We start from the raw sequence: 22,051 nt of genomic DNA, 5'->3' as shown, positions 1-22,051 counted from the left end.
ATTGAAGAAATGTCACCACCTTTGGCAATTGATTTGGTCACGAAGATGGCTAAATGCGCATTACGAGCAAAATCACCTGAACCACCAATACCATTCATCATCTTCGTGCCACACACATGCGTTGAGTTCACGTTGCCGTAGATATCAAACTCAAGGGCAGTGTTGATACCGATGATTCCTAAACGACGAACAAGTTCAGGGTGATTGGAAATTTCTTGAGGGCGTAACACCAATTTGTCTTTGTATTTTTCGAGATTTCCAAAAACGCGTTCGCCACATTGTGCTGATAACGTAATAGAACTACCAGAGGCAAACTTCATTTTACCTGCATCAATTAATTCAAAAGTACAGTCTTGAAGTACTTCAGAATACATGACTAGATCTTCAAAATTAGAATCTTTTAAACCTGTTAATACGGCATTGGCAATCGAACCAATACCTGCTTGTAAAGGACCTAAGTTTTTCGCCAAACGACCTGCAGCAACTTCTTTTTCAAAGAAAGCAATGAGGTGATTTGCGATACCTTGAGTCTCAGCATCAGGTGCAGTCACAGTCGATGGCGAGTCCGCTGTGTTGTTAAACACGATACCAACGATTTTCGCCGGATCAATTTGAATTGCAGTTGAACCAATACGATCATCAACTTTCGTCAAAGGTACAGGTGTACGTGTTGGACGGTAAGTTGGGATGTAAATATCATGCAAACCTTCGAAGTTTTCACTTAAAGAAGTATTGATTTCTACAATCACTTTTTCAGCGAAGATCGCGAAGCTCGCAGAGTTCCCTACAGATGTTGTTGGAACAATATGACCTTCTTCTGTGATCGCAACAGCCTCAATCACGGCTACATCAGGACGCTTGAGCTGCTGGTTACGCATTTGTTCAACAGTTTCAGATAAATGTTGGTCAATGAACATCACTTCGCCATTGTTAATTGCACGACGTAAAGTGTTGTCAACTTGGAATGGCATACGACGCGCAAGAACACCTGCTTCAGTCAGTTGTTTGTCTAAGTCGTTTCCAAGGCTAGCGCCCGTAATTAACGTGATTTTTAACGGATTTTTTTTAGCTTGTTCAACCAGTGCTTGAGGGACTGCTTTTGCTTCCCCTGCACGTGTAAAGCCACTCATACCAACCGTCATATCATTTTCAATAAAGCGAGCTGCCTGCTCAGCACTCATCACTTTGTCGTGAAGAGATGCAAGGCGAATACGACTTAAAGACATCATCCATTCTCAATATTGCTTTTTCATTAGATATGGATTTTAGCGCTAAAAGTGCAAAAGTGAATTGGACTACTGCTAAGGTCTAATATGTGAAATAGAAGATGATTTTTGACTAGAAATAAGTGGCATTTTTAATGAGCAAAAATCAGTTTAAAAATGCCCTGTAAGTGTTTGTTTAATCTTGCCAATCGTATTGCTTGGGTTTTCTTCAGGCTCTTGAGTTGAGATCGGAAGTGAGATGACCACTTCTAAACCACCTTGTTCACGATTACGAATATTGATTTGTCCTTGATGAATATCCACGATGCGTTTTACGATCGCTAAGCCTAAACCGCTTCCTTGGACTGTTCGTGCAGAATTGCCTCGAACAAAGGGTTGCATCAGCTCTTCAACTTGATCAGGTGGAATACCTTCACCATGATCTGCCACAGTAATTAAAATATGTTCATCAACATAACTGGCTGACAATTCAATCGGTTCAGCACCATAACGCTTGGCATTGTTAATCAAATTGGCAATTAAGCGTTTTAGAGACAAGCTACGTGCAGGAATAATCGGTAATTCTTGCATCTCAAAGCGAATGTCGAGCGGCTTAAACTGGATTACTAATTCTTGTAATAAAGTATTGATATTGGTATCGGTTAATTCCTCATCCGAACCATCCCGCATGTATGAAATGAATTGGTTCAGAATCGCATCCATATCATCGACATCGTATACCAAGCCTTCACGTAGAAACTCATCTGGAAGCATTTCCGCAGTTAATCGAATTCGAGTTAATGGTGTACGTAAATCATGAGAAATCCCAGCCAACATAATTTGGCGATCACGCTCTATCTGTTCCAATGTATACACCATATGGTTAAACGCTTGGTTCACTTGACGGATTTCTAAAGGACCATGATTGGTATCGAGGTAAGGGGCTTTACCTGTTTTACTATAATTGTTGGCTGCATTCTGTAATCGACGCAGTGGTCGATTCATTTGACGAACCAAAATTAAAATAATAATTGAAGATAAAATGGGTACACCAAATAGCCATGTTGCGATCAACTCAACACTATAGTTGGTGTAAGTTTTTAAGGGTTCTCGAACCCAATTGCCATTCATTTCTGGTGTTTGAATCCAGATACGAGGGATTGGTTTAAATTTGAAATAAACTGTCACATTGTCAGCATTATCAACACCAAGTTCTTTCGCCAATTTTTTTTCGATTTGGTTGGTAAATAACTCAGCTAAAAATTTATCTTCGACTTTTGGAAATTCTTTGGGATCAGTAATGTACTCAATCCCAATTCTATTTTTAAGCCACGTATCAACATCGACTTCTGTGTCACGATGCAAAATACGAATATCAGGATTGTTGACTAGTTCTAACTCAATCGCGAGGTAGCGAGCGTGTTGCTGTAATTCAGGTAAATAAAGTGTTCGCCAAAAGAACCACAATGACATAAAGAGGCTGAAAAACACCATAAAGAGTACCAAAATCGTGGTACGCATTGCGGCGGATCGTGGTTTGATTTTATCTAAAAAACGTTCCCACTTTGTTCGTGGTCTTTCAGAATACGAAACAAAATCTGTAAATGCTTGTGGATCAATTGGTTCAAGTTTCAAGGTTTAGATTCCTGATGTTATTCCGCGCCATCTGGAACAAAAACGTAACCTACACCCCAAACAGTTTGGATGTAACGCGCACGGGCAGGGTTGTCTTCAATCAGACGACGTAAACGAGAAACTTGAACGTCAATTGAACGCTCCATTGCGCCCCATTCACGGCCACGTGCCAAGTTCATCAGTTTGTCGCGAGTTAATGGCTCACGTGGATGCTGCACAAGCGCTTTTAATACAGCAAATTCGCCCGTCGTAAGTGTAACTACTTGACCTTCCCGCGTTAAAGTACGAGTAGAAAGGTCTAATGCCCAAGGACCAAAGCTGACCACTTCAACTTGTTGACTTGGTGCGCCCGGTACTTCACGTACTTGGCGACGTAATACGGCACGAATACGCGCTAACAATTCATTTGGGTTAAATGGTTTTGGTAAATAGTCATCTGCACCTGCCTCAAGACCCGCAATACGGTCAGAGTCACTACCACGTGCAGTTAGCATAATAATCGGGGTATCAATATTTGATTGACGCAAACGACGACAGATACTTAAACCATCTTCTACAGGGAGCATGAAGTCGAGGACGATCAGCGAGAACAACTCACGTTGTAATAAACGATCCATCTGTGTTGCATCATGAGCAGTTTTTACGACGAAACCTTTATCTTCTAGGAAACGTTGTAAAAGCGTACGCAAACGCACATCGTCATCGACCACTAAAATGCGTTCGACACGATCTGTCTCATGGTGTACGGTTTCCGTCGATTCAGCAGGTACAACTAAACTCATGATGTGCTCCTTTATCGTTTATTGTCATCGTCATTATGCAATGCTTGGGAGTATACGATTCATTGCACAGGTTTGGCTATGTTATAAAGCAACAAATATTGCCAATAAAATCAAGAGATAGATACCAAATATATACAGGTAAAATTATGACAAACAATCTATTTTTCAATATTTAGAGCAAAAAATGTCGATATTTTAGAAACATTCATCAATTTGCAAAAAATACTCGCAAAATATTCAAAAAAACAATGGTGGATTTTATAGCCGTGGACTTTATAATCAGTGCTTTTAGACTTAACCCTTGTGGAATCAATCACGATGACTGACTTAGTTCAGCAGTTGGCAAATGAACTTGCCGTACGTCCAAACCAAGTAGAAGCTGCTATTCGTTTAATTGATGAAGGCGCTAGTGTTCCTTTTATCGCACGTTACCGTAAAGAGGTCACGCAAGGCTTAGACGATACTCAATTACGTCAACTCGATACACGTTTAGCTTATTTACGTGATTTATACGAGCGTCGTGAGAAAGTGATCCAATCTTTAACAGAACAAGATAAATTAAGCGATGACTTATTGGCGCGTGTAAATGCAGCAGAAACTAAAAATGCATTAGAAGAAATTTACGCACCGTATCGTCCTAAACGTACGAGTAAATCATTTAAAGCAAAAGAAGCGGGCTTGGGTCCAATTGCTGAAAAGATGATTGCAGAACAAGTTGATCCAACAGAAGCTTTGGCTGGTTTTAGCCACGAAGATTATCCAGATGTTGAGAGTCAATTGGATGCAATACAACATATTTTGATCGATGATTGGGCGCAAAATATTGCCTTAACCACTGAATTAAAACAAACTTTTGCAAAAACTGCTGTTCTAAAAAGTGCAGTTGCTTCTGATGAAAAGAAAGAAGTCGGCAAGAAGTTCCGTGATTATTTCGAATTCTCAGAAAATCTGAATAAAGTTCCTTCTCATCGCTTATTGGCAATGTTACGTGGTCGTCAAGAAAATGTACTTGGTTTAAAAGTAGATGGCGAAGATGAAGCTCCATTGGCTCGTATTGAAGTCGAATATAATCTTGAGCAAATTCAACCACAAAGCCGCCAAGATTATTTAAAACAAACTGCAAAATTATTTTGGTTAGGTAAGGTTCGTCCTCAGATTGAGCATTCATTGTTGACGGATAAGCGCTTGGCCGCTGAAGCAGAAGCAATGGATGTTTTTGCGGAAAATTTACGTCATTTATTACTTTCTGCACCTGCGGGTGGTCGTACAACCCTAGGTGTTGACCCTGGTATTCGTACAGGCGTGAAACTCGCTGTTGTAAATGATGCGGGTGATGTGTTGGCACATAGCACGATTTATCCATTTGCACCAAAAGAAGATAAAGAAGGCTCGATTGCTGAACTCGCGCGTTTATGCCGAGAGTTCCACGTGGAACTTATTGCGATTGGTAATGGTACTGCGAGTCGTGAAACTGAAGCCGTTGTTGCTGAAATGATGGCTGCGAATACGGATCTGCAATTGACGCGTGTAACTGTCAGCGAAGCAGGCGCATCGGTTTATTCGGCGAGTGAGCTTGCTGCGCAAGAGCTTCCTGATCTTGATGTATCGATTCGTGGTGCAGTTTCGATTGCACGTCGTTTACAAGATCCATTGGCTGAACTCGTTAAAATTGATCCAAAATCAATTGGTGTTGGTCAGTATCAACACGATGTAAACCAGACCGGTCTAGCAAAAACTTTGGATGCAGTAGTTGAAGACTGTGTGAATGCTGTTGGTGTGGATGTGAATACCGCTTCACCTGCGATTTTGGCTTATATCGCTGGTTTAAATAAATCAATCGCACAGCAGATCGTTGAATACCGTAAAGAAAATGGTCGTTTTGATAACCGTCAATCATTGAAGAAAGTGCCACGTTTAGGTGAGCGTACTTTTGAACAATCGGCAGGTTTCTTACGTGTTCAAGATGGTTCTGAACCATTAGATGCATCAGCTGTTCACCCTGAAAGTTATGGTCTGGTAGAAAAAATCGTTGCAGCTAAAGCAACTACGGTTAAAGACATTATTGGCAATACCGAGATTATTCGTCAGGTTAAAGCAGATGAGTTTGTTGATGACAAATTTGGTTTACCGACGATTCAAGACGTTTTAGCAGAATTGGAAAAACCAGGTCGTGATCCACGTCCTGAGTTCCGTACTGCGAAGTTCCGTGAAGACATTACTGAAGTTGCGCAATTGACTGAAGGTATGCAGCTTGAAGGTGTCGTAACCAATGTGACGAACTTTGGTGCATTCGTTGACGTGGGTGTACATCAAGATGGTCTTGTGCATATCTCTGAACTTGCAAACGAGTTTGTCTCAGATCCACATAAAGTGGTAAAACCAGGTCAAATCGTAAAAGTACGTGTGATGCAGGTCGATGTGGAACGTAACCGTGTGAACCTTAGTATGCGTGCTGAAGGTGCTGCTCCAGCAAAAGCACCGCGTCAACAACGTCCACAGCAAGACCGTACTGAGCGTAAACCACAAGGTCAACGCCCACCACGTAAAGAGGGCGACTTTAAGCGTCCACAAAATAACAAGCCAAAAACTGAAAAACCGCAAGAGCAAAAAATCGGTGGTTTAGGCGCTTTGTTATTACAAGCAGGGATTAAAGGTTCTAAGTAACTGATCAAATAAATAAAAGCCTCTTCGGAGGCTTTTATTTTAAGTGATACTATTTTTATTTTATAATTCAGTATAATCAGGTTGTATACCCATAATTCTCAATTGTTTCAGAGGTATATCAATTGGAATGTCTATTTTGTCTTGATCAAATATGACTAAGTTGTAACCGTTTCCAAAAGAGCTATTAAACATTAATCCATCAATCCCACCTAAATTTTTAAAAAACTCAGTAATGAATTGAGTTGGTATATAATCGAGATGTGAACGATTAGGCAAAACAGGTAAAGATAACTCTTTGGCGAATTGATCTAATAAATTAACTAATTTCATAATCTTATGAAAATCATCTGTAGAGCTTAAAGATATGAATGAAATATCTTTTTTGGGATCACATAAATTAATAACGTTAATATCTTGTTTGACTTTTAAACAAGCAATATAAACAGTTTGCCCGTTACTTGGACGAACCTCTGTTAATGCAGTTTCAATTAACTGAGCTGTATATAAATAAGAAATACCATCCGGATTAGCTCTACCTATAGTCACTTTCTCTAAAGGAGGTTTGTTCATTTCTTGATGTTTAAGAATATTATCCGATATTCGAGCACGAAAAAGTGTATCAGAAGTAGTAATTTCATAATTTAGTTGCTCAATTACCTCTGTAAATTTCTCAAATAGGTTTCCAGTTTCAAGAAAAGCATCTCTGTATATCTCAATTTGTGGGAAGAAACGATTATTGTGTTTTAGTTCATATTTAAACGCTTCCCATTCATTCTGAGTATTAGTTGGAAAGTTTTTATATTTTTTGTTAATTAACTCTCGCCTATTTTGTAGTGCATCTTCAATTATTTGCTCTTGAACGTTACTAGTAAATAATTTGAATTCACTTGATAGGATATTGAATAAACTATAACCATCTGTATCTTTTTCAAATATGCTATCAATCACTTCAATAAGAGGTGAGATTAGCATATACAATTGATCTATATTTATAGTACTTGCATCATTTGTTCCGCAATAATGACAACGTGAAATTCTACCTATTGAGTTAATTTTTAATTTTAAAGCTTTATCTGAAAAACAGTTACTACAACATTTTCGAACCATTAGCCTTAATCCTTTGATTCTAAATATATATTTATTGTTTCAATATGGTGCATTATTGAATTTTTTTTAACTTGCCCTAACCCTGGGAAATGTCCTATTTTGTATAAAAACATGAACTCTTGTAGTCCTTTGGTTTCTTCGAAAAGGATTTTTTTTGATTGGAAATCAGAAATAAGTTTCGTTAATGCTTCCTTAAATTTAGCGCCAGGGTTAGTGGGTGTTCCATCATCTTCTGAGGAATAGTGACGAATGAATAACTCATCAAATCTTTGAGTATCAATATACGATGCATGAACTGTTACAACATAGGCTGGACCACCACCTTCAATAAAATCATCACCTGTAATAGTATAATCACCAAAACCTATATTATTTTCTTCATGGTAATAACTATGTAAGGCTGAGAATGATGATTCTTGAGGATAATCTGCATTTCTTAGTTGTCTTTTAAAAAAGTCCTCATAGACAACTTTATTGTGTATAAGTCTTTTAACTTGTGGGCTATTATCATTTTGAATAAAATTAATTCTTGAGATTTTTGTAAAATCAATCAGCTCCTTATCAATACCTTTCTGAATAAACAAACCAAAATTATTTAATTCTAAAAAATCATTGTATAAATTCGTCTTTTCATTGATCGAGTAGAGTGGTGTATACTCGATATTCTCTATTTTAGTTATGAGTTCACTAAATTCAGTCTGTGATTTTTTAAAGTCACCAACTATCGGGTTGATGATTATATAAGGTACAATACCATTCTTATTTAGAACTTCAATGGTTTTACATAGTGCTTTTATATCACTTTTTACAGGTTCAATAACAGGAGTAAAGTTTTTAAGTCCTAGCTCTGATAGTTCTCGAATAGCTAAAAGCTCATTAAGTTTTCCTCTTAAAATTGGATAATACATTAAGGTCTTTCTCCGAGAAAAAGCTAATTAGGTTTTTAATATCATTTTTATTGAATTTAAAGCTTATCAAAGCATTAGTCAAAGGGGGGGGGAGATTATTTATTGCTTCAATATTATTCTTTCTGTGTTTCTTTAAAGTTTTTAAAAATAAATTGTTGACAACAGCTCTATCAGATTTATTTAGAATTTTAAAGCACAGATCAAAAACCTGAGTGTTAGGAACATCAATTTTTAGCCCATATATATTTTCAGCAATATCTAAATACTCTTCTTTTCTTAATGATTTCATCATAAGGCTAATATCAAAAATATCATTAGATATAGCTTCTTTTATAGTTCGTAAAGTGTTGTTGTCGGTTAAAACCATAATACCAACACTATGAGGAATGATAGCTTCTACATCTATTTGTAGGGAACTAGGGCATACGACATAAACTTTTTCAAATAATCGAATATATGACTGTAGCTGGTCTTCTAATCTGTTTAATGAATCATATTCTGTTTTGATTTCGTAACAAGTTGAACAGCCATTTAGTAAGACTAAATCAGCTTTGTTCTGACCTACCCTGAATTCCGAAAGTAAAACGGATGATTGGAGTGAATGTTTGCTTCTTAAAATTTTGCGAGCAATGAAATTTTTATAGACATATTCATTTCGATAATTCTGACTTAAAAATTCAAATGCAGATGAATATATATCATGGATACTGGATGTATTTACATTTGAGCTTAAGATTTTGTTATTTATTATTTTTTCAAGAGATGAAGCGTCACCAGAAGCAATAGCTCTTAAGCTATTGCTTGTAAAAAGTTTGGCGATTTCTCTCTCAGTAGTGCTCACAATATTAAGATAGCTTATATAAATTAGATTATTCTTATTGTACCTAGTAATCTAATAAGAAAAAAAGCTGAAAAATAATTTTTACCTCAGATTGCTTAACTTTTTGGAGCATAAATTTATAGTAAGTTGTTTTATATAGCTTAAGCTATGAACAGCAATTTTATTCTATAAGTTTCATGCAATCGCGTTAACCTGCAATGATGCATATTAGCCTTAGGAGGTCGTGATGTCGCGTAGACCTCGAGAACAAGTGGATTATTTACACCTTGAAGAACTCGGTGGTTTAGAAATGTTGAAAGCCAGTTACTTTCAACAGGAGTTCTCTCGCCATGTTCATGAAGGTTTTTGTATTGGTGTGATTGAAGAGGGCGCACAACGCTTTTACCGTACTGGTGGCAACCATGTCGCACCACAAGGCGATATTATTTTAGTCAATGCCGATGAAGTCCATACAGGATCTTCTGCAGTAGAAACGGGTTGGCGTTATCGAGCGATTTATCCAACACCAGAAGTTTTCCATGAGTTAACACGAGATCTCACCACGATTCATGGGACAGCACCGTGGTTTAGAGAAGCGGTCTTACATGATGAAGGTTTGGCACAACAGTTTCGTTTGCTGTTCGATCTGCTTGAACAGCCGAGCAATACTTTGCTCAAACAAACTTTATTTTTATCAACAATAGCATGGCTTGTTTCTAAATATAGCCAAGTACGTCCAACGGCTGTTAATCTGAGTAATGCGAAGCAACGTATATTAAAGATTAAAGAACTGATGGCAAGTATGCCTGAACAAGAATTTTCTTTGGCTGAACTTGCGGAAATGGCAAATCTCAGTCAGTGGCATTTTCTACGCCAGTTTAAAAAGCATGTTGGACTCTCACCCCATGCATGGTTAATCCAAGCACGTTTACAGAAATCACAAAAGCTATTGAGGCAAGGACTAAATTTATCAGAGGTCTCGCAACAGTGTGGCTTTTCTGATCAAAGTCATTTTAGTCGTCATTTCCGTCAAACTTTCGGTATTACACCGGGCGGTTATATCGCCTACCTCAAATAAAACAGCAATTTTATACAATTCGAATGCATCGAAGTTTGGCATAGTCATAATCTGTTCGACGAGTAATTGTGATTTTGATGTTAACTGAAAGCATAGATGACACCCCAATGTCTCAATCCAAGGCATTTCTCAATGGTGTGATCAAAATTCTCCCCTTGTGTTTTGCCGTTTTACCTTGGGGGTTATTGGCGGGTTCAATGGCGATTCAAGCTGGGCTAACCACGCTGCAAGCAATCGGTATGTCGGTATTAGTTTTTGCAGGCGCAGCGCAATTGATGACGCTAGGTTTAGTGATGGTGGGTACACCTGCGTTGACGATTATTATTTCGGTGTTTCTGATTACGACACAGCATTATTTATATGCGTTGTATTTACGAGATGATATTTCTAAGCAGCCATTGAAGCATCGACTTATGCTTGGTTTTTTACTCACAGATGAGCTATTTGCGGTCAGTATCAAAAAACAGCAACACTATATTTATTATTTATTGGGTGCAGGTATTTGTTTTTATCTGTGTTGGGTACTATTCAGTATTTGTGGTGTATTGCTCGCGGCATCCGTACCAAATTTAGATCAATATCATTTAGATTTTTCGATTGTTGCGACATTTATCGCAATCGTAGTCCCGTTTATTAAGAATCTCAATACGCTCGTTGGCGTGATGGTGTCTGTAGTACTTACGATTGTGTTTTTGAGTCTAGGAATTAAAAGTGCGGCAATTTTAGCGGGTGTCATTGGGATGCTGACCGCGACTTGTTTGCAGAATCTTCGGGAGCGTGCGGCATGAATTGGTTTCTTCTGATTATTCTAGCGCTCGTGGTATTTATGAATCGCTATATTCTGCTTGAACCGAATATTCCTTTACGTTTACCGAAGTGGTTTCAACAATCATTGCAATATTCAGCACCTTGTTTACTCACCGCAATTGCGACACCGATTGTCTTTATGGATGAGCAAGGCGTATTTCGTTCGACATTACTAAATCCTTATTTTCTTGCCACAGTCTTAACAATTGGAATTGCTTATACGGTACGACATACCTTAGCGACGATTATTCTCAGTTTGGCATGTTTTTACGCTTTGGTTTTTTGGTTGAATTAAAGAAACTTGGGTCATGAGTGGCATGAACCCAAGCTTTAAATTTGCACCTCTTAGCGTGTGGTATAACCACCATTGGCAAAAATAGTTTGTCCTGTGATCCACCATCCATCCGTCACTAAGAAGCGAACCAATGGTTCAATATCTTCAATTTTAGTCAATCCGCCTAATGCAGATGCCGATTTATGATAAGCCACCGCTTCAGGTGCTTCTTGCCCATAGAAGAACGGTGTATCCATTGGGCCTGGGGCAACAGCAGTGACTGAAATACCACGTTCACCAAACTCTTTAGATGCGGCACGAGTGTAGTGTTCGACTGGCGCTTTTAAACCCTCATAGGTTGAGTATAGTCCTGTGTAGGCCGCCAATAGACTGGTGACGATGGTACAAATTTTTCCATTTGGATTGAGATGTCGACCTGCTGATTGGATAAAGAAATAGGCAATTTTATTGTTGATGTCATTCATTCCATCAAACTCTTGCTCAGTGGTATCTAAATATGGTTTTTTGAGCACACGTCCGACGGTATTAATCGCGATATCCACACCACCAAACTCTGCTTTAGCTCGTATAAAAAGTTGTTCGATATTTTGAATATTGGATAAATCAGCTTGAACCAAAATCGCTTTGATCCCGAATGCTTGAACTGCTTTTAATGTTTCCTCGGCATCTGCTTGGGTTGCAGTGCTATTGTAATGAATTAATAAGTTTGCACCTTGCTCAGCAAATTTACGTGAAATTAAACCACCTAAATTTTTTGCGCCGCCAGTGATTAGTACGGTTTTGCCTTTGAGATGATGTTGTGACATTTATTTTTCCTCATCATGTTGTGTATGAAATGATGCTAATGGAATTTATTTGTCTGAAATAGTTGTTAGTATTGAACTGATTGTGCAGAAAAGTTGAATAATAAAATGGATAAAGTAGATCGTTTAAAAATCTTCTGTTTGGTGGCAGAGAAGCAATCGTTTGCACAAGCTGCAGTGCATTTAGGCTTACCACGTTCCAATGTGACCTATGCGATCCAAGTGCTAGAAAAGGAATATGAAGTGCTGTTGTTTTATCGCACGACTCGTAAGGTGGCTCTCACGCATGAGGGCAGTTTGTTTTATGACGAAGCAATGCGTTTGGTTGCACAATTAAAAGAGCTCAATCGTTTTAAAACGCAGGTACGCAGTCAGGAAGGTAAAATTAGCATTGGGATGCCGAAACGTATAGCCACCCAAGTTTTGATTCCTAATTTAAAAGCGTTTTATCAACGTTATCCAAAAGTGAAAGTTCTGATTAATGGCAGTGATGATTTTTCCAATTTGATTGAACAACAACTTGATTGTGTTGTTCGAGTCGGGCAGGTACAGGATGAATATTTACTGATCAAGCCGATTTGTCAAACTGAAATTTGGACATTGGCTGCGCCGCAATATTTGACTGAGTTTGGCATTCCTAAAGATTTTGATGAGCTGCAACAGCATTTTGCCGTTGATTATCATGTTGCTAAGCATTATCGAGAGCTGAGCGAATTAGTATTTAAAAATCATCGCGTCAAAATGCCATATCGTTTATTGATTGAAAATACAGAAGCCTATATTCAAGCGGGTTTAGCAGGATTGGGCATTATCCAGATTCCAGAGTTTGATGCGAAAAATTATGTACAACAAGGTCGATTACAGCGCTTATTTGAACACGTTCCTAGCTCGGAACTACCTGTCAATATTTTGCTTACAGACCGTCAATATCGTCCAGAATATTTTCAGGACTTCATTGATTGGCTTAATGATCTGCTGAAAAGTGAGCTTGCTGTCTATTGCTAGAATGATCCTTTAATATTTTGACAACTAAAGCGATTTACAGTAAAAACTAAAATTAGAGTAATTGCTCTAATTTTATAGGTGATAAAAATGTACATTGGCAGACAAGCATGGATGGCACAGACTTTAGGTGACTTATCCTTAAAAGATCGGATGCAGCTATTGAGTCATAGCCTATTCCCTGTGCTCAAACAAAGTATAAAAATGTATGCTTTAGCGGGTCGCTCTAAGCAAAAACATCAGTTTTTGAGTGTGGATGACTTACATTTGCCTGATAGCAATGATGTAAAACACGCGATTGAAAAAATGCAATCTTGTAGCTCAATCGCCTTACAAAATCACTGTTTGCGCACATGGCACTACGCAGTAGCCTTTGCCAAGATGCATGATTTAAAACATGATCATGAGTTGTTGGCGGTGTCTTGTTTATTACATGATTTAGGCATGACCGAGCAACATTATCAACATCATGAAACTTGTCGTTGTTTTGCTGGGCAGGGCGCTTATGCTGCTAAGGATTGGTCCATTGAGCAAGGTTGGCAGATACCGCGTGTTTATCAGTTGTTTGATGCGATTAGTATGCACATGAATCCTTATGTGGCTGTTGATGATGGCGTTGAAGCACATTTACTCCAACAAGCAGCAAGTTGTGATGTGATTGGAAGCCGAGGTTTTGAATTTTCGCCCCAGTTTAGACAACAGTTATTTCAAAAATATCCACGTTTAGACTTTAATCAACACATGATCGAATTTACCCAGCATGAAGCATTTACACGTCCTCAGTCTCGTACAGCAATGGTCGTTCAGAGTGGCTTTAAGCATTTAGTCAATCTTAATCCATATCTGGAAAAAGTAGGACATTAAAAAAACCACCTTTGTCGAACAAAAGTGGTTTGGATGAGGGCAGAATTTATTTAGTGATCATGTTCTAAATAGGCAGGTTTTTTCGGCAGCGCCAAACTACAGAAGAAACAGATGATGAGCATGATGATTACATAAACAAAGAAAGTGTTTTCAATGCCTGCATCTTTAAATAACAAGGCAACGGAAGGTGCTGAACCGCCAAACAAGGCATTACCGACTGCATAAGAGAATCCGACGCCCAAGGCTCTGACATGAGGCGGGAACATCTCTGCTTTGACCAAGCCACTGATAGACGTGTAGAAGCTTAGCAGCATCATTAAGAAGATCAGTAACAAGGCAATAATCACTGGCGAATCAACAAAACTGCGCATACCAATGACCATGACAGGATAGATAAAGATTGCGCTCAATAAGCTAAATGACAACATCGACGCACGACGACCAATTCGATCTGACAACATACCAAAGAATGGCTGAGCAATCATAAATACGAATAATGCCGCAGTCATGATAAAGCCAACGGTTTTGCCTTCAATCCCGATATTGGTGAGATAGGTTTTAGAGTAGACCGTCACAACGTAGAAAGTCAGTGAACCTGCTGAGGTATAACCAACCACCAAGAGGAATGTCTTCCAGTGTTGCTTTAATAGCGCGACCAAACTACCAGATTCTTCACGTTCAGCATCTTCATGCGATAAGGTCTCTTCTAAGCGGCTTCGAGCAGCTAAAGAGAGTAGTGCTGCAATCCCCCCGATCACGAATGGAATACGCCAACCACCATCATTCAGTTGCTGTTCCGTCATAAAGCCCAGCAAAATAACACCTAGCAAGCTGGCAAGTAGCTGACCGCCTGACAGTGTGACGTATTGGAAAGAGGCAAAAAAACCACGTTGCCCTTTCAAACCGAGTTCACTCATGTAAGTTGCAACGGCACCATATTCACCACCTACGGATAGACCTTGTAACAAACGAACCATAAGCAATAAGAATGGCGCGAGCATGCCGACTTGATCATAAGTTGGTAATGCTGCAAATAGAAATGAACTGAGTGCCATCAAGCAAATAGAGATCACCATAGACTTCTTACGACCATGTCGGTCGGCAATTCGTCCAAATAACCAACTCCCAATTGGGCGCATAAAGAAGCTAGCGGCGAATACACCCCACACATAAATCGCTTTGGTGGTTGGCTCCATATCTGGAGCAGTGAGTGCATGAGTAAAATAGGCAGCAAAAACGGCATAAATATAAAAATCGAACCATTCCACTAAATTCCCTGATGCCGCACCCACAATGCCTTTGATGCGACTCGTTCTTTCTTCCTTGCTATATGTCTGACTCATATATGTATGTTCCTTTCTCGACTAAGCAAGATGCTGTAACTGAATCTTGCAGAATGTTATATACCGCTAAAAAAGCATGAAAATGACACTATTTTGTATGCTTTTTATGACTGGATTTTTAGATAGAGAGAATCAGAGCATTTTTAAATAATTATTTAAAAAACATGAGGCTGGGCAGAATGGTCAATATGGAAAAGTTAATTTTATGAAAAATAGTTAATTTAATTCAGGAATAGGACAATCTTTTCTTAACGGACAAGGCTCTCCTTGAGTAAATCGGCTCAGCATCAGTTTAATTTGATTAAGTTGAGCAATTTTTTCGTCAATCACATCGAGTTTCTCTTGGAAGATGTTGTGTACTTGATCTGCAGGAATTTCTTGTTGCGCCGTCATTGCTAAGATTTGCTTAATTTCATGGAGTGAGAAACCAAGGTTTTTTGCTGTACGAATTAACTGGACTTGCTGAAGTGTTTGTTCTGGATAATCTTTATAACCATTATTGCGGGTGATTGAATGAATCAACTGCATTTTTTCATAAAAGCGAATGGTATCTCGACTGAGGTTAGTTTGTTTTACAAGTTCACCAATCAACATTTCATCACCTTTTTTATTATTTGCTTAAAAAACATCTTGACCATTGAGTGTACTCCATCCTTTAGCCTATTCCTACATTGAATAAAATGAGTCATTCACAATGGAAAATAAAGATTTAAATAAGCAGCAGACACAAATTGCGTTTGTTGCAGGCGCGACAGGTTTTATTGGGCGCTTTTTAATTGCTGAGTTATTGCAGCAAGGACATCAGGTTTTTGCATTATTACGTCAAAAACTGAAACAACAAGCAGAGCTAGAGACATGGCTCATTCAACGAAAAGTTTCTTTAGAAAAACTCACATGCATTCAAGGTGATATTACCCAACCAGACCTTGCAATATCGACGTCCGATTGGCAGAAATTGAGTACGGTCAATACACTTTACAATGGAAGTGCTTTATTTGCATGGAATCTCAGTATGCAACAAGCCCGCACTGTGAATGTTGAAGGTGCTGTAAATTTACTGCGTTGTATGCAGCAACATTGTCAGTTACGACGTGTTGTTCATGTTTCAGGATTTATGCTGACTTTGGAGCAACATTTGCAGCAGATTGGGATAGATTCAGCATCACCTGAGCAAAGTAACTGGGAACAGATTTATGCCCGTCAAGGCGCTTATGAAGCTTCGAAAATAGAGGCACATTATGCATGGATTTCACAAGCTAAGCGGTTGAATTTAGATTGGACGATTATTCATCCAGCAACGGTTGTTGGAGATGCAAGTACAGGCGAAATCCCTGTAAACCAACCGATGGCGCATATGGTCGATTTATTAAAACGTAAAAAAATGAGTGCCATTCCTGCGACACCACAACACTATTTACCACTTGTGACCGTCGACTATCTTGTGCGAGTGATCAGTCATGCCGCTACTGAGCCAAGCTTAATACAGCGTGAACTCTTGGTTGCACATCAACAGCGATTTGTTCTTGCTGAAATGTTGAATATTATCGCCGCACAAGTGAAACAAAAAGCACCGACGCAATATGTACCATTGTCTGTACTGCGAATGATTTTAAGATGGAAATGGTTGGCGCAAAAATTAGAAATGTCCGCAGAAATGTTGGACTTTATCCGAACAGAACCGCTGAATACTTCACAGCTAATGCAACTCATCCAAAAGTGGGATATTCAAGAAACGGACTTAAGAAAAGCTTTGGAAAAAACCAGTCTTTGGGTTTATCAACAACCATAACCCGATGATAAAAGCGGCAAGTTGTGGATAAGTTTAAACTTATTCACATCGTCGGTTGTCATAGATTGGTGATCTTTTGTTCATGAGATTGTCATTTTTGCTTCTTAGCATGAAGGCTCTTTGGCAATGATGTTTGTAAACAATGAAAAAAACACCGCTCACTTTGGCTTTATTGGCTTCGATGGTTGTATTGACTGCATGTTCTGATGGGGATAATGGTCAAAATGGATTAAACAGCTTGATTCAACAAACGCCTTTAGCGTTGGGTAATGATGATTGCTGGAGCGCTGGAACACGTATTGAAAGTGGTCTGGATAAAAACAAAAATGGTCAATTGGATGCCAATGAAATCGAGCAAAGTTCGGTACAGTGTGGTGCAAACTTATTTGCACAAGGCATTGCATTACCTTATGAAATTCTAGCGAGCTTTCAGCCCAATGGTACAACCATTGATAGCCCATTTACCCTTCGTCAAGGTGGCTTTGGTTCTGACGTTGCGGCACATCCCACGAATAAAAAACAGTTTTATGCGATTACCGATCGTGGTCCAAATGCTGACTATGATGATGGTGTTCATGGGGCGGGTAAGATTTTCCCGCTTCCAGATTATGTTCCTAAAATTGGTTTGTTTGAGGCACAAGATGATGGTTCAGTCAAACTGATCAAAACGATTTTATTGAAAGATCGTAATGGAAAAAATATCACGGGCTTACCGAATACTGCTGCTCTCGGTGGCACTGGTGAAACTCCTTACGACATCAATGGTCATGTGATTACTGTTGATTCAAGCAAGCCTTATGATCCTGTGACGAATCCGATCAAGCTGGATGACTATGGTCTTGATAGTGAAGGTTTGGCTGCATTGAAAGATGGCACATTCTGGGTTAGTGATGAATATGGCCCGCACATTGTTCATTATGATGCTAACGGTAAAGAGATTGGCCGTATCAATCCTTTTGCGAACGATGCCCGTAATACGCTTACCTTGCCGCAAGAGTTTAGTTATCGCCGTGCCAATCGTGGAATGGAAGGTCTAACAATTACACCTGACCAAAAAACATTGGTTGGGATTATGCAATCCACCATGAATCTGCCAACCAAGGCAGTCAATAAATCAACGCTGACCCGTATTGTGACGATCAACCTAGAGACGGGTAAGGTTGCTCAATATCTTTATCGCCAAGAAATTGCAGCAAACTCAAACTCAGCGATCGTTGCAATTAATGATCATGAATTTTTAGTTCTTGAACGTGATGGTAACTTCCTCAAAGACGATCCGAATATCATGAAACATGTATATCGTATTGATCTCAAGGATGCCACCAACCTAGAAAATATCACTGCTCAAGGTGACTTACAGCAAGATTCAAAGTTAGGTTTGACCATCGCAGGCAAAACACTAGAACAGTATGTTTTGACTCAAGGGTGGGAGGGTTTACAAGCCTTAAATATTCAACCTGTCAGCAAAACCTTGGTGTTGGATATGGGCAAACGAGTGAGTTATGCACATGACAAAATGGAAGGCTTATGGTTGATTGATCATCAGCATCTTGGTGTGCTGAATGATGATGACATGGGACTTTGGAGAAATGATAACGGTTTAGAGCAAAAATATTTGGATAATGCGCGTATGCGTGTCGATACGCCAACCTTATATGTCGTTGATAAGTTGAATCTGTTCAATCCATAACAAGACTTGAAGCCCAAAAGCAAAAACTTTTGGGCTTTTTTAATTCACTTTTTTAAGAAGAACCAAGATGAAAATAAATAAACTGACCTTGATGGCTTTACTCACTATTGTTGTGTTGCCATCGCTTAGCTACGCTTCACCTAAAGTAACTTCTCGCGAATACAAATTATTATTAGATCCCAACAATTTTAGTTATGGTAATGAAGCAAGTAATGTAAATAGCTATTTTAGTCAGGCGAAAACAGCGATTGAAAATAAAATTAGCCGTAATGTCACAGGGAATATGAGTCTCGATACGCAACGTGAAGTCCGTTTTTATGATACTCAAGGAAGCTGCCCATTGAATAATATGGGCTATAGCTTTAGAGAGCGTATCGAAAATGGCGCGAAAGAAGTCACTTTGAAATATCGTGGTTATGATCACTACATTACTGATTTTGAAGATATGAGCAGTAGCGTATCAGGTGCGAAAACCAAGCTTGAAGATGATATTACCCGTAAAGATAATTTGAGTTTTCTTGTGGTTGCAAGCAAGTCTACGACAGTTCCAACGTCAAGAACGATCAATGATTTTGAAGACATTAATACTTTATTTACGGGCTTTAAAAACAATTACACCTTTAGCAACAGTCAGAGCTTACAACAGGTTGGTGGTTTAACTATTTATGAACGTAAATATGATGGTGCAACCATTGATTTAGGTGAGTTTGATGCCGATTTGGAAATGAGCTTGTGGTATACCCAGATGCCTTATACAGGATTGAAGCCTGCTGTGGTTGAGGTGTCATTTAAGTACGCAGATGCAAATGCGGATTACACCAAAAAAGTCGTGGCACGAGCAGCTTTAAGCTTTAGTGCTTTAAAGGGTTTAACGCAATATAACGCACCGAGCTCAACAGCCACCAAAACCCAGTTTGTATATCAATACCAACCAAGTTTCTGTAATTAAATAATAAAAAAACCTCCCATTAAGGGAGGTTTTTTATGTCATTCAAGATTACCAGTGTTCGCCTGGGAACAAACGGGCATAAGCACGTTGCACAAGATTAAGTTTTTCTTGTTTACCGATTGAAGCTGTTGAGCTAGGGAACAAGTTAAAACCAATCGACATTAAAATGTTGTTAATGTCAGGTGCAACCGCGTAAGTAATCGATGCAAGACGACCAAGGTTTGTCGCGATTTTCTTCGGACGTTTTACGATTGCATAAGCAATCAAATCAGCCGCTTCTTCTGGAGAAAGCGTTGGTACATATTTATAAATCTTAGTTGGTGCGATCATTGGTGTGCGCACTAAAGGCATATAAATCGAAGTAATTGCAATTTTGTGCGAATGAACTTCTGCCGATAAGCAACGGCTAAATGCATCAAGCGCAGCTTTCGATGCGACATAAGCCGAGAAGCGTGTTGCATTTGCCAATACACCAATCGAACTGATGTTAATGATTTGACCGTCTTTGCGTTGCATCATGTGCGGTAATACATTGAGAACTAAACGAACTGCACCGAAGTAGTTCAATTGCATGGTACGTTCAAAATCATGGAAACGATCAATCGACTCATGTACCGCACGACGAATAGAGCGACCTGCATTGTTGACCAAAATATCAATATGATCTACCGCAGCAAGAATCTCTTTAGAAACTGCATCAATCGAATCCATGTCATTTAGATCACATGGGAAAACAGATGCTTTACCGCCTTCTGCTTCGATCTCAGCTTTAACTTCGTCTAATTTTTCCTTGGTACGAGCAAGTAATAAGACATGTGCACCAGCTTGAGCAAGATACTTTGAAACCGTTAGACCAATGCCACTAGATGCACCTGTGACAATGATTGTTTTACCGTCGACTTTTTGCTGAAAAAGTTTTTTGAGTTTTCCGTTCATGTAAGTTACCTACATTAATCAAGCTGTTGTTTGCAATGTCTTCTTATTGCGATTAAACATTGCACTTTATTTTGTATGTATATTAACCGATATTTTTTGTTTGTCCAGTGTAAATATTTGAAAAATAATAATTTTTTTAGAGTAAAAACTCTAAAACAAAGTGTTGTAATAGTTGAAAAAGCAATAATAATTTTTGAGATTTGAACAAAAAATAAGCCTCACTCAGGAGGCTTATTGATTTCATTAAAATTAAACTTGAGCAAGGGCTTGTTCGAGGTCAGCAATCAGGTCATCAACATGCTCAATCCCAATAGACAAGCGCACGAGGTCTTCACTGACACCTGCTGATTTGAGCTCTTCTTCGTTCAATTGACGATGTGTTGTTGTTGCTGGATGACATGCCAAGCTTTTTGCATCACCAATATTTACTAAACGTGTAAATAGCTGTAATGCATCAATAAAGCGTGTGCCACCTTCACGACCATCCTCCACACCGAAAGAAAGGATCGCAGAAGGTTTACCTTTCACATATTTTTGAGCCAGATTATGCTGTGGATGGTCTTTTAATCCTGCGTAATTTACCCATTTTACTTTTGGATGTTGTTTTAAATATTCTGCAACTTTGATGGCATTTTCAGTATGACGTTCCATGCGCAGATTCAGTGTTTCCAATCCTTGTAGAATGAGGAATACACTGAGTGGGCTAATTGCAGCCCCTGTATTGCGTAAAGGAACGACACGCGCACGCGCGATAAACGCAGCTTCACCCAGTACTTCGACATAGTTCACGCCGTGATAACTTGGATCAGGTGTATTTAAGGCTGTAAAGCGTTCTGGATATTTACCCCAAGGAAATTTACCACTATCGACAATGATGCCGCCAATGCTATTGCCATGACCACCGATATATTTGGTGAGTGAGTGAATTACGATATCTGCACCAAACTCAAATGGCTTGAGCAGAGCAGGTGTTGCAACCGTGTTATCTACAATCACAGGAACGCCATATTCATGTGCAATCTGAGCGATCGCTTCTAAGTCGATGATATTGCCGAGCGGGTTACCAATTGATTCAACAAACACCAGTTTGGTTTTTTCATCAATAATTGAGCGTAACGCTTCAGGTTTTTGATAATCAAAAAAACGAACTTCAACGCCTTGCTTTGGCAAGGTGTGCGCAAATAAATTATAGGTGCCACCATATAGCGTGGAAACCGATGCAATATTGTCACCAGCTTCGGCAATCGTTTGAATTGCATAAGTGATGGCAGCCATACCTGATGCTAAAGCCAATGCACCAATTCCACCCTCCAGTGCTGCAATACGTTGTTCAAGGACCGCAGTGGTTGGATTCATAATCCGTGTATAGATATT

20 protein-coding genes are annotated in these 22,051 nt (G+C 39.0%); 9 read left to right on the top strand and 11 right to left on the bottom strand.

Annotated elements, in window-relative coordinates; all coding sequences use genetic code 11:
- The 3 genes from B4237_RS02780 to ompR form a co-directional block, all read right to left on the bottom strand.
- Positions 1–1,226, bottom strand: a 1,226-nt coding sequence (locus tag B4237_RS02780; protein ID WP_286941269.1) for an acetyl-CoA hydrolase/transferase C-terminal domain-containing protein, incomplete at its 3' end; no start/stop codon positions are given.
- 150 nt (positions 1,227–1,376) lie between these two features.
- A complete protein-coding gene (locus B4237_RS02775) occupies positions 1,377–2,840 on the bottom strand; it encodes an ATP-binding protein (protein ID WP_286941267.1) in 1,464 nt (487 codons plus the stop codon).
- A gap of 17 nt (positions 2,841–2,857) precedes the next feature.
- The gene (ompR, locus tag B4237_RS02770; protein ID WP_004678831.1) at positions 2,858–3,622 is read right to left on the bottom strand and encodes a two-component system response regulator OmpR; all 765 of its coding nucleotides are present in this window, start codon (positions 3,620–3,622) and stop codon (positions 2,858–2,860) included.
- Positions 3,623–3,940: 318 nt separating this feature from the next.
- Between ompR and B4237_RS02765 the strand changes: the two genes are divergently transcribed.
- Positions 3,941–6,286, top strand: a complete 2,346-nt coding sequence (locus B4237_RS02765) for a Tex family protein (protein ID WP_286941265.1) — start codon at positions 3,941–3,943, stop codon at positions 6,284–6,286.
- Between the two features lie 60 nt (positions 6,287–6,346).
- Here B4237_RS02765 and B4237_RS02760 read toward each other — a convergent pair whose 3' ends face one another.
- The 3 genes from B4237_RS02760 to B4237_RS02750 are packed head-to-tail and all read right to left on the bottom strand — an operon-like array spanning position 6,347 to position 9,142.
- Positions 6,347–7,393: an RES family NAD+ phosphorylase gene (locus B4237_RS02760; protein WP_278596172.1), complete on the bottom strand. Its 1,047-nt coding sequence runs from the start codon at positions 7,391–7,393 to the stop codon at positions 6,347–6,349.
- Between the two features lie 5 nt (positions 7,394–7,398).
- Positions 7,399–8,301, bottom strand: coding sequence for a sce7725 family protein (locus tag B4237_RS02755; RefSeq protein WP_278596173.1), 903 nt, complete (start codon positions 8,299–8,301; stop codon positions 7,399–7,401).
- Positions 8,270–9,142, bottom strand: a complete 873-nt coding sequence (locus B4237_RS02750) for a sce7726 family protein (protein ID WP_278596174.1) — start codon at positions 9,140–9,142, stop codon at positions 8,270–8,272. The genes B4237_RS02755 and B4237_RS02750 overlap by 32 nt, the downstream gene beginning before the upstream one ends.
- A gap of 226 nt (positions 9,143–9,368) precedes the next feature.
- On the opposite strand from B4237_RS02750, the gene B4237_RS02745 reads away from it, so the two are divergent.
- From B4237_RS02745 to B4237_RS02735, 3 genes are all read left to right on the top strand, one after another.
- Positions 9,369–10,199, top strand: coding sequence for an AraC family transcriptional regulator (locus B4237_RS02745; RefSeq protein ID WP_286941262.1), 831 nt, complete (start codon positions 9,369–9,371; stop codon positions 10,197–10,199).
- Between the two features lie 77 nt (positions 10,200–10,276).
- Complete coding sequence (locus tag B4237_RS02740; protein ID WP_286941271.1) at positions 10,277–10,987, top strand: AzlC family ABC transporter permease; 711 nt, start codon at positions 10,277–10,279, stop codon at positions 10,985–10,987.
- Positions 10,984–11,301: an AzlD domain-containing protein gene (locus B4237_RS02735; protein ID WP_007480296.1), complete on the top strand. Its 318-nt coding sequence runs from the start codon at positions 10,984–10,986 to the stop codon at positions 11,299–11,301. Before B4237_RS02740 ends, B4237_RS02735 begins: the two co-directional genes overlap by 4 nt.
- A 50-nt stretch (positions 11,302–11,351) precedes the next feature.
- On the opposite strand, the gene B4237_RS02730 is transcribed toward B4237_RS02735, so the two are convergent.
- Positions 11,352–12,107: an SDR family oxidoreductase gene (locus B4237_RS02730; protein WP_007480294.1), complete on the bottom strand. Its 756-nt coding sequence runs from the start codon at positions 12,105–12,107 to the stop codon at positions 11,352–11,354.
- Positions 12,108–12,212: 105 nt separating this feature from the next.
- Between B4237_RS02730 and B4237_RS02725 the strand changes: the two genes are divergently transcribed.
- Together B4237_RS02725 and B4237_RS02720 are read left to right on the top strand one after the other, a co-directional pair.
- A complete protein-coding gene (locus B4237_RS02725) occupies positions 12,213–13,109 on the top strand; it encodes a LysR family transcriptional regulator (RefSeq protein WP_286941261.1) in 897 nt (298 codons plus the stop codon).
- Between the two features lie 87 nt (positions 13,110–13,196).
- A complete protein-coding gene (locus B4237_RS02720; protein WP_286941259.1) occupies positions 13,197–13,970 on the top strand; it encodes an HD domain-containing protein in 774 nt (257 codons plus the stop codon).
- Between the two features lie 50 nt (positions 13,971–14,020).
- On the opposite strand, the gene B4237_RS02715 is transcribed toward B4237_RS02720, so the two are convergent.
- A complete protein-coding gene (locus tag B4237_RS02715; RefSeq protein ID WP_004877905.1) occupies positions 14,021–15,313 on the bottom strand; it encodes an MFS transporter in 1,293 nt (430 codons plus the stop codon).
- 216 nt (positions 15,314–15,529) lie between these two features.
- On the bottom strand, positions 15,530–15,907 hold the full coding sequence (locus B4237_RS02710; RefSeq protein ID WP_286941257.1) for a MerR family DNA-binding protein: 378 nt from the start codon (positions 15,905–15,907) through the stop codon (positions 15,530–15,532).
- A gap of 100 nt (positions 15,908–16,007) precedes the next feature.
- On the opposite strand from B4237_RS02710, the gene B4237_RS02705 reads away from it, so the two are divergent.
- The 3 genes from B4237_RS02705 (at position 16,008) to B4237_RS02695 (ending at position 19,741) form a co-directional block, all read left to right on the top strand.
- Entirely contained in the window at positions 16,008–17,102 is a 1,095-nt protein-coding gene (locus B4237_RS02705) for an SDR family oxidoreductase (RefSeq protein ID WP_286941255.1), read from the top strand.
- A 142-nt stretch (positions 17,103–17,244) separates the two neighbouring features.
- Complete coding sequence (locus tag B4237_RS02700; RefSeq protein ID WP_286941253.1) at positions 17,245–18,792, top strand: esterase-like activity of phytase family protein; 1,548 nt, start codon at positions 17,245–17,247, stop codon at positions 18,790–18,792.
- 67 nt (positions 18,793–18,859) lie between these two features.
- On the top strand, positions 18,860–19,741 hold the full coding sequence (locus tag B4237_RS02695; protein ID WP_136456731.1) for a hypothetical protein: 882 nt from the start codon (positions 18,860–18,862) through the stop codon (positions 19,739–19,741).
- 48 nt (positions 19,742–19,789) lie between these two features.
- Here B4237_RS02695 and B4237_RS02690 read toward each other — a convergent pair whose 3' ends face one another.
- Positions 19,790–20,677, bottom strand: a complete 888-nt coding sequence (locus B4237_RS02690; RefSeq protein ID WP_004877895.1) for an SDR family NAD(P)-dependent oxidoreductase — start codon at positions 20,675–20,677, stop codon at positions 19,790–19,792.
- A gap of 249 nt (positions 20,678–20,926) precedes the next feature.
- A partial coding sequence (locus tag B4237_RS02685; protein WP_286941250.1) for an O-acetylhomoserine aminocarboxypropyltransferase/cysteine synthase family protein occupies positions 20,927–22,051 on the bottom strand: 1,125 nt, incomplete at its 5' end.

Origin of the sequence: Acinetobacter sp. UBA6526 (genome assembly GCF_002434875.1) — a bacterium.
In the GTDB taxonomy this organism is placed as follows: domain Bacteria; phylum Pseudomonadota; class Gammaproteobacteria; order Pseudomonadales; family Moraxellaceae; genus Acinetobacter; species Acinetobacter venetianus.
This window is presented reverse-complemented; position numbering and strand designations above follow the sequence as displayed.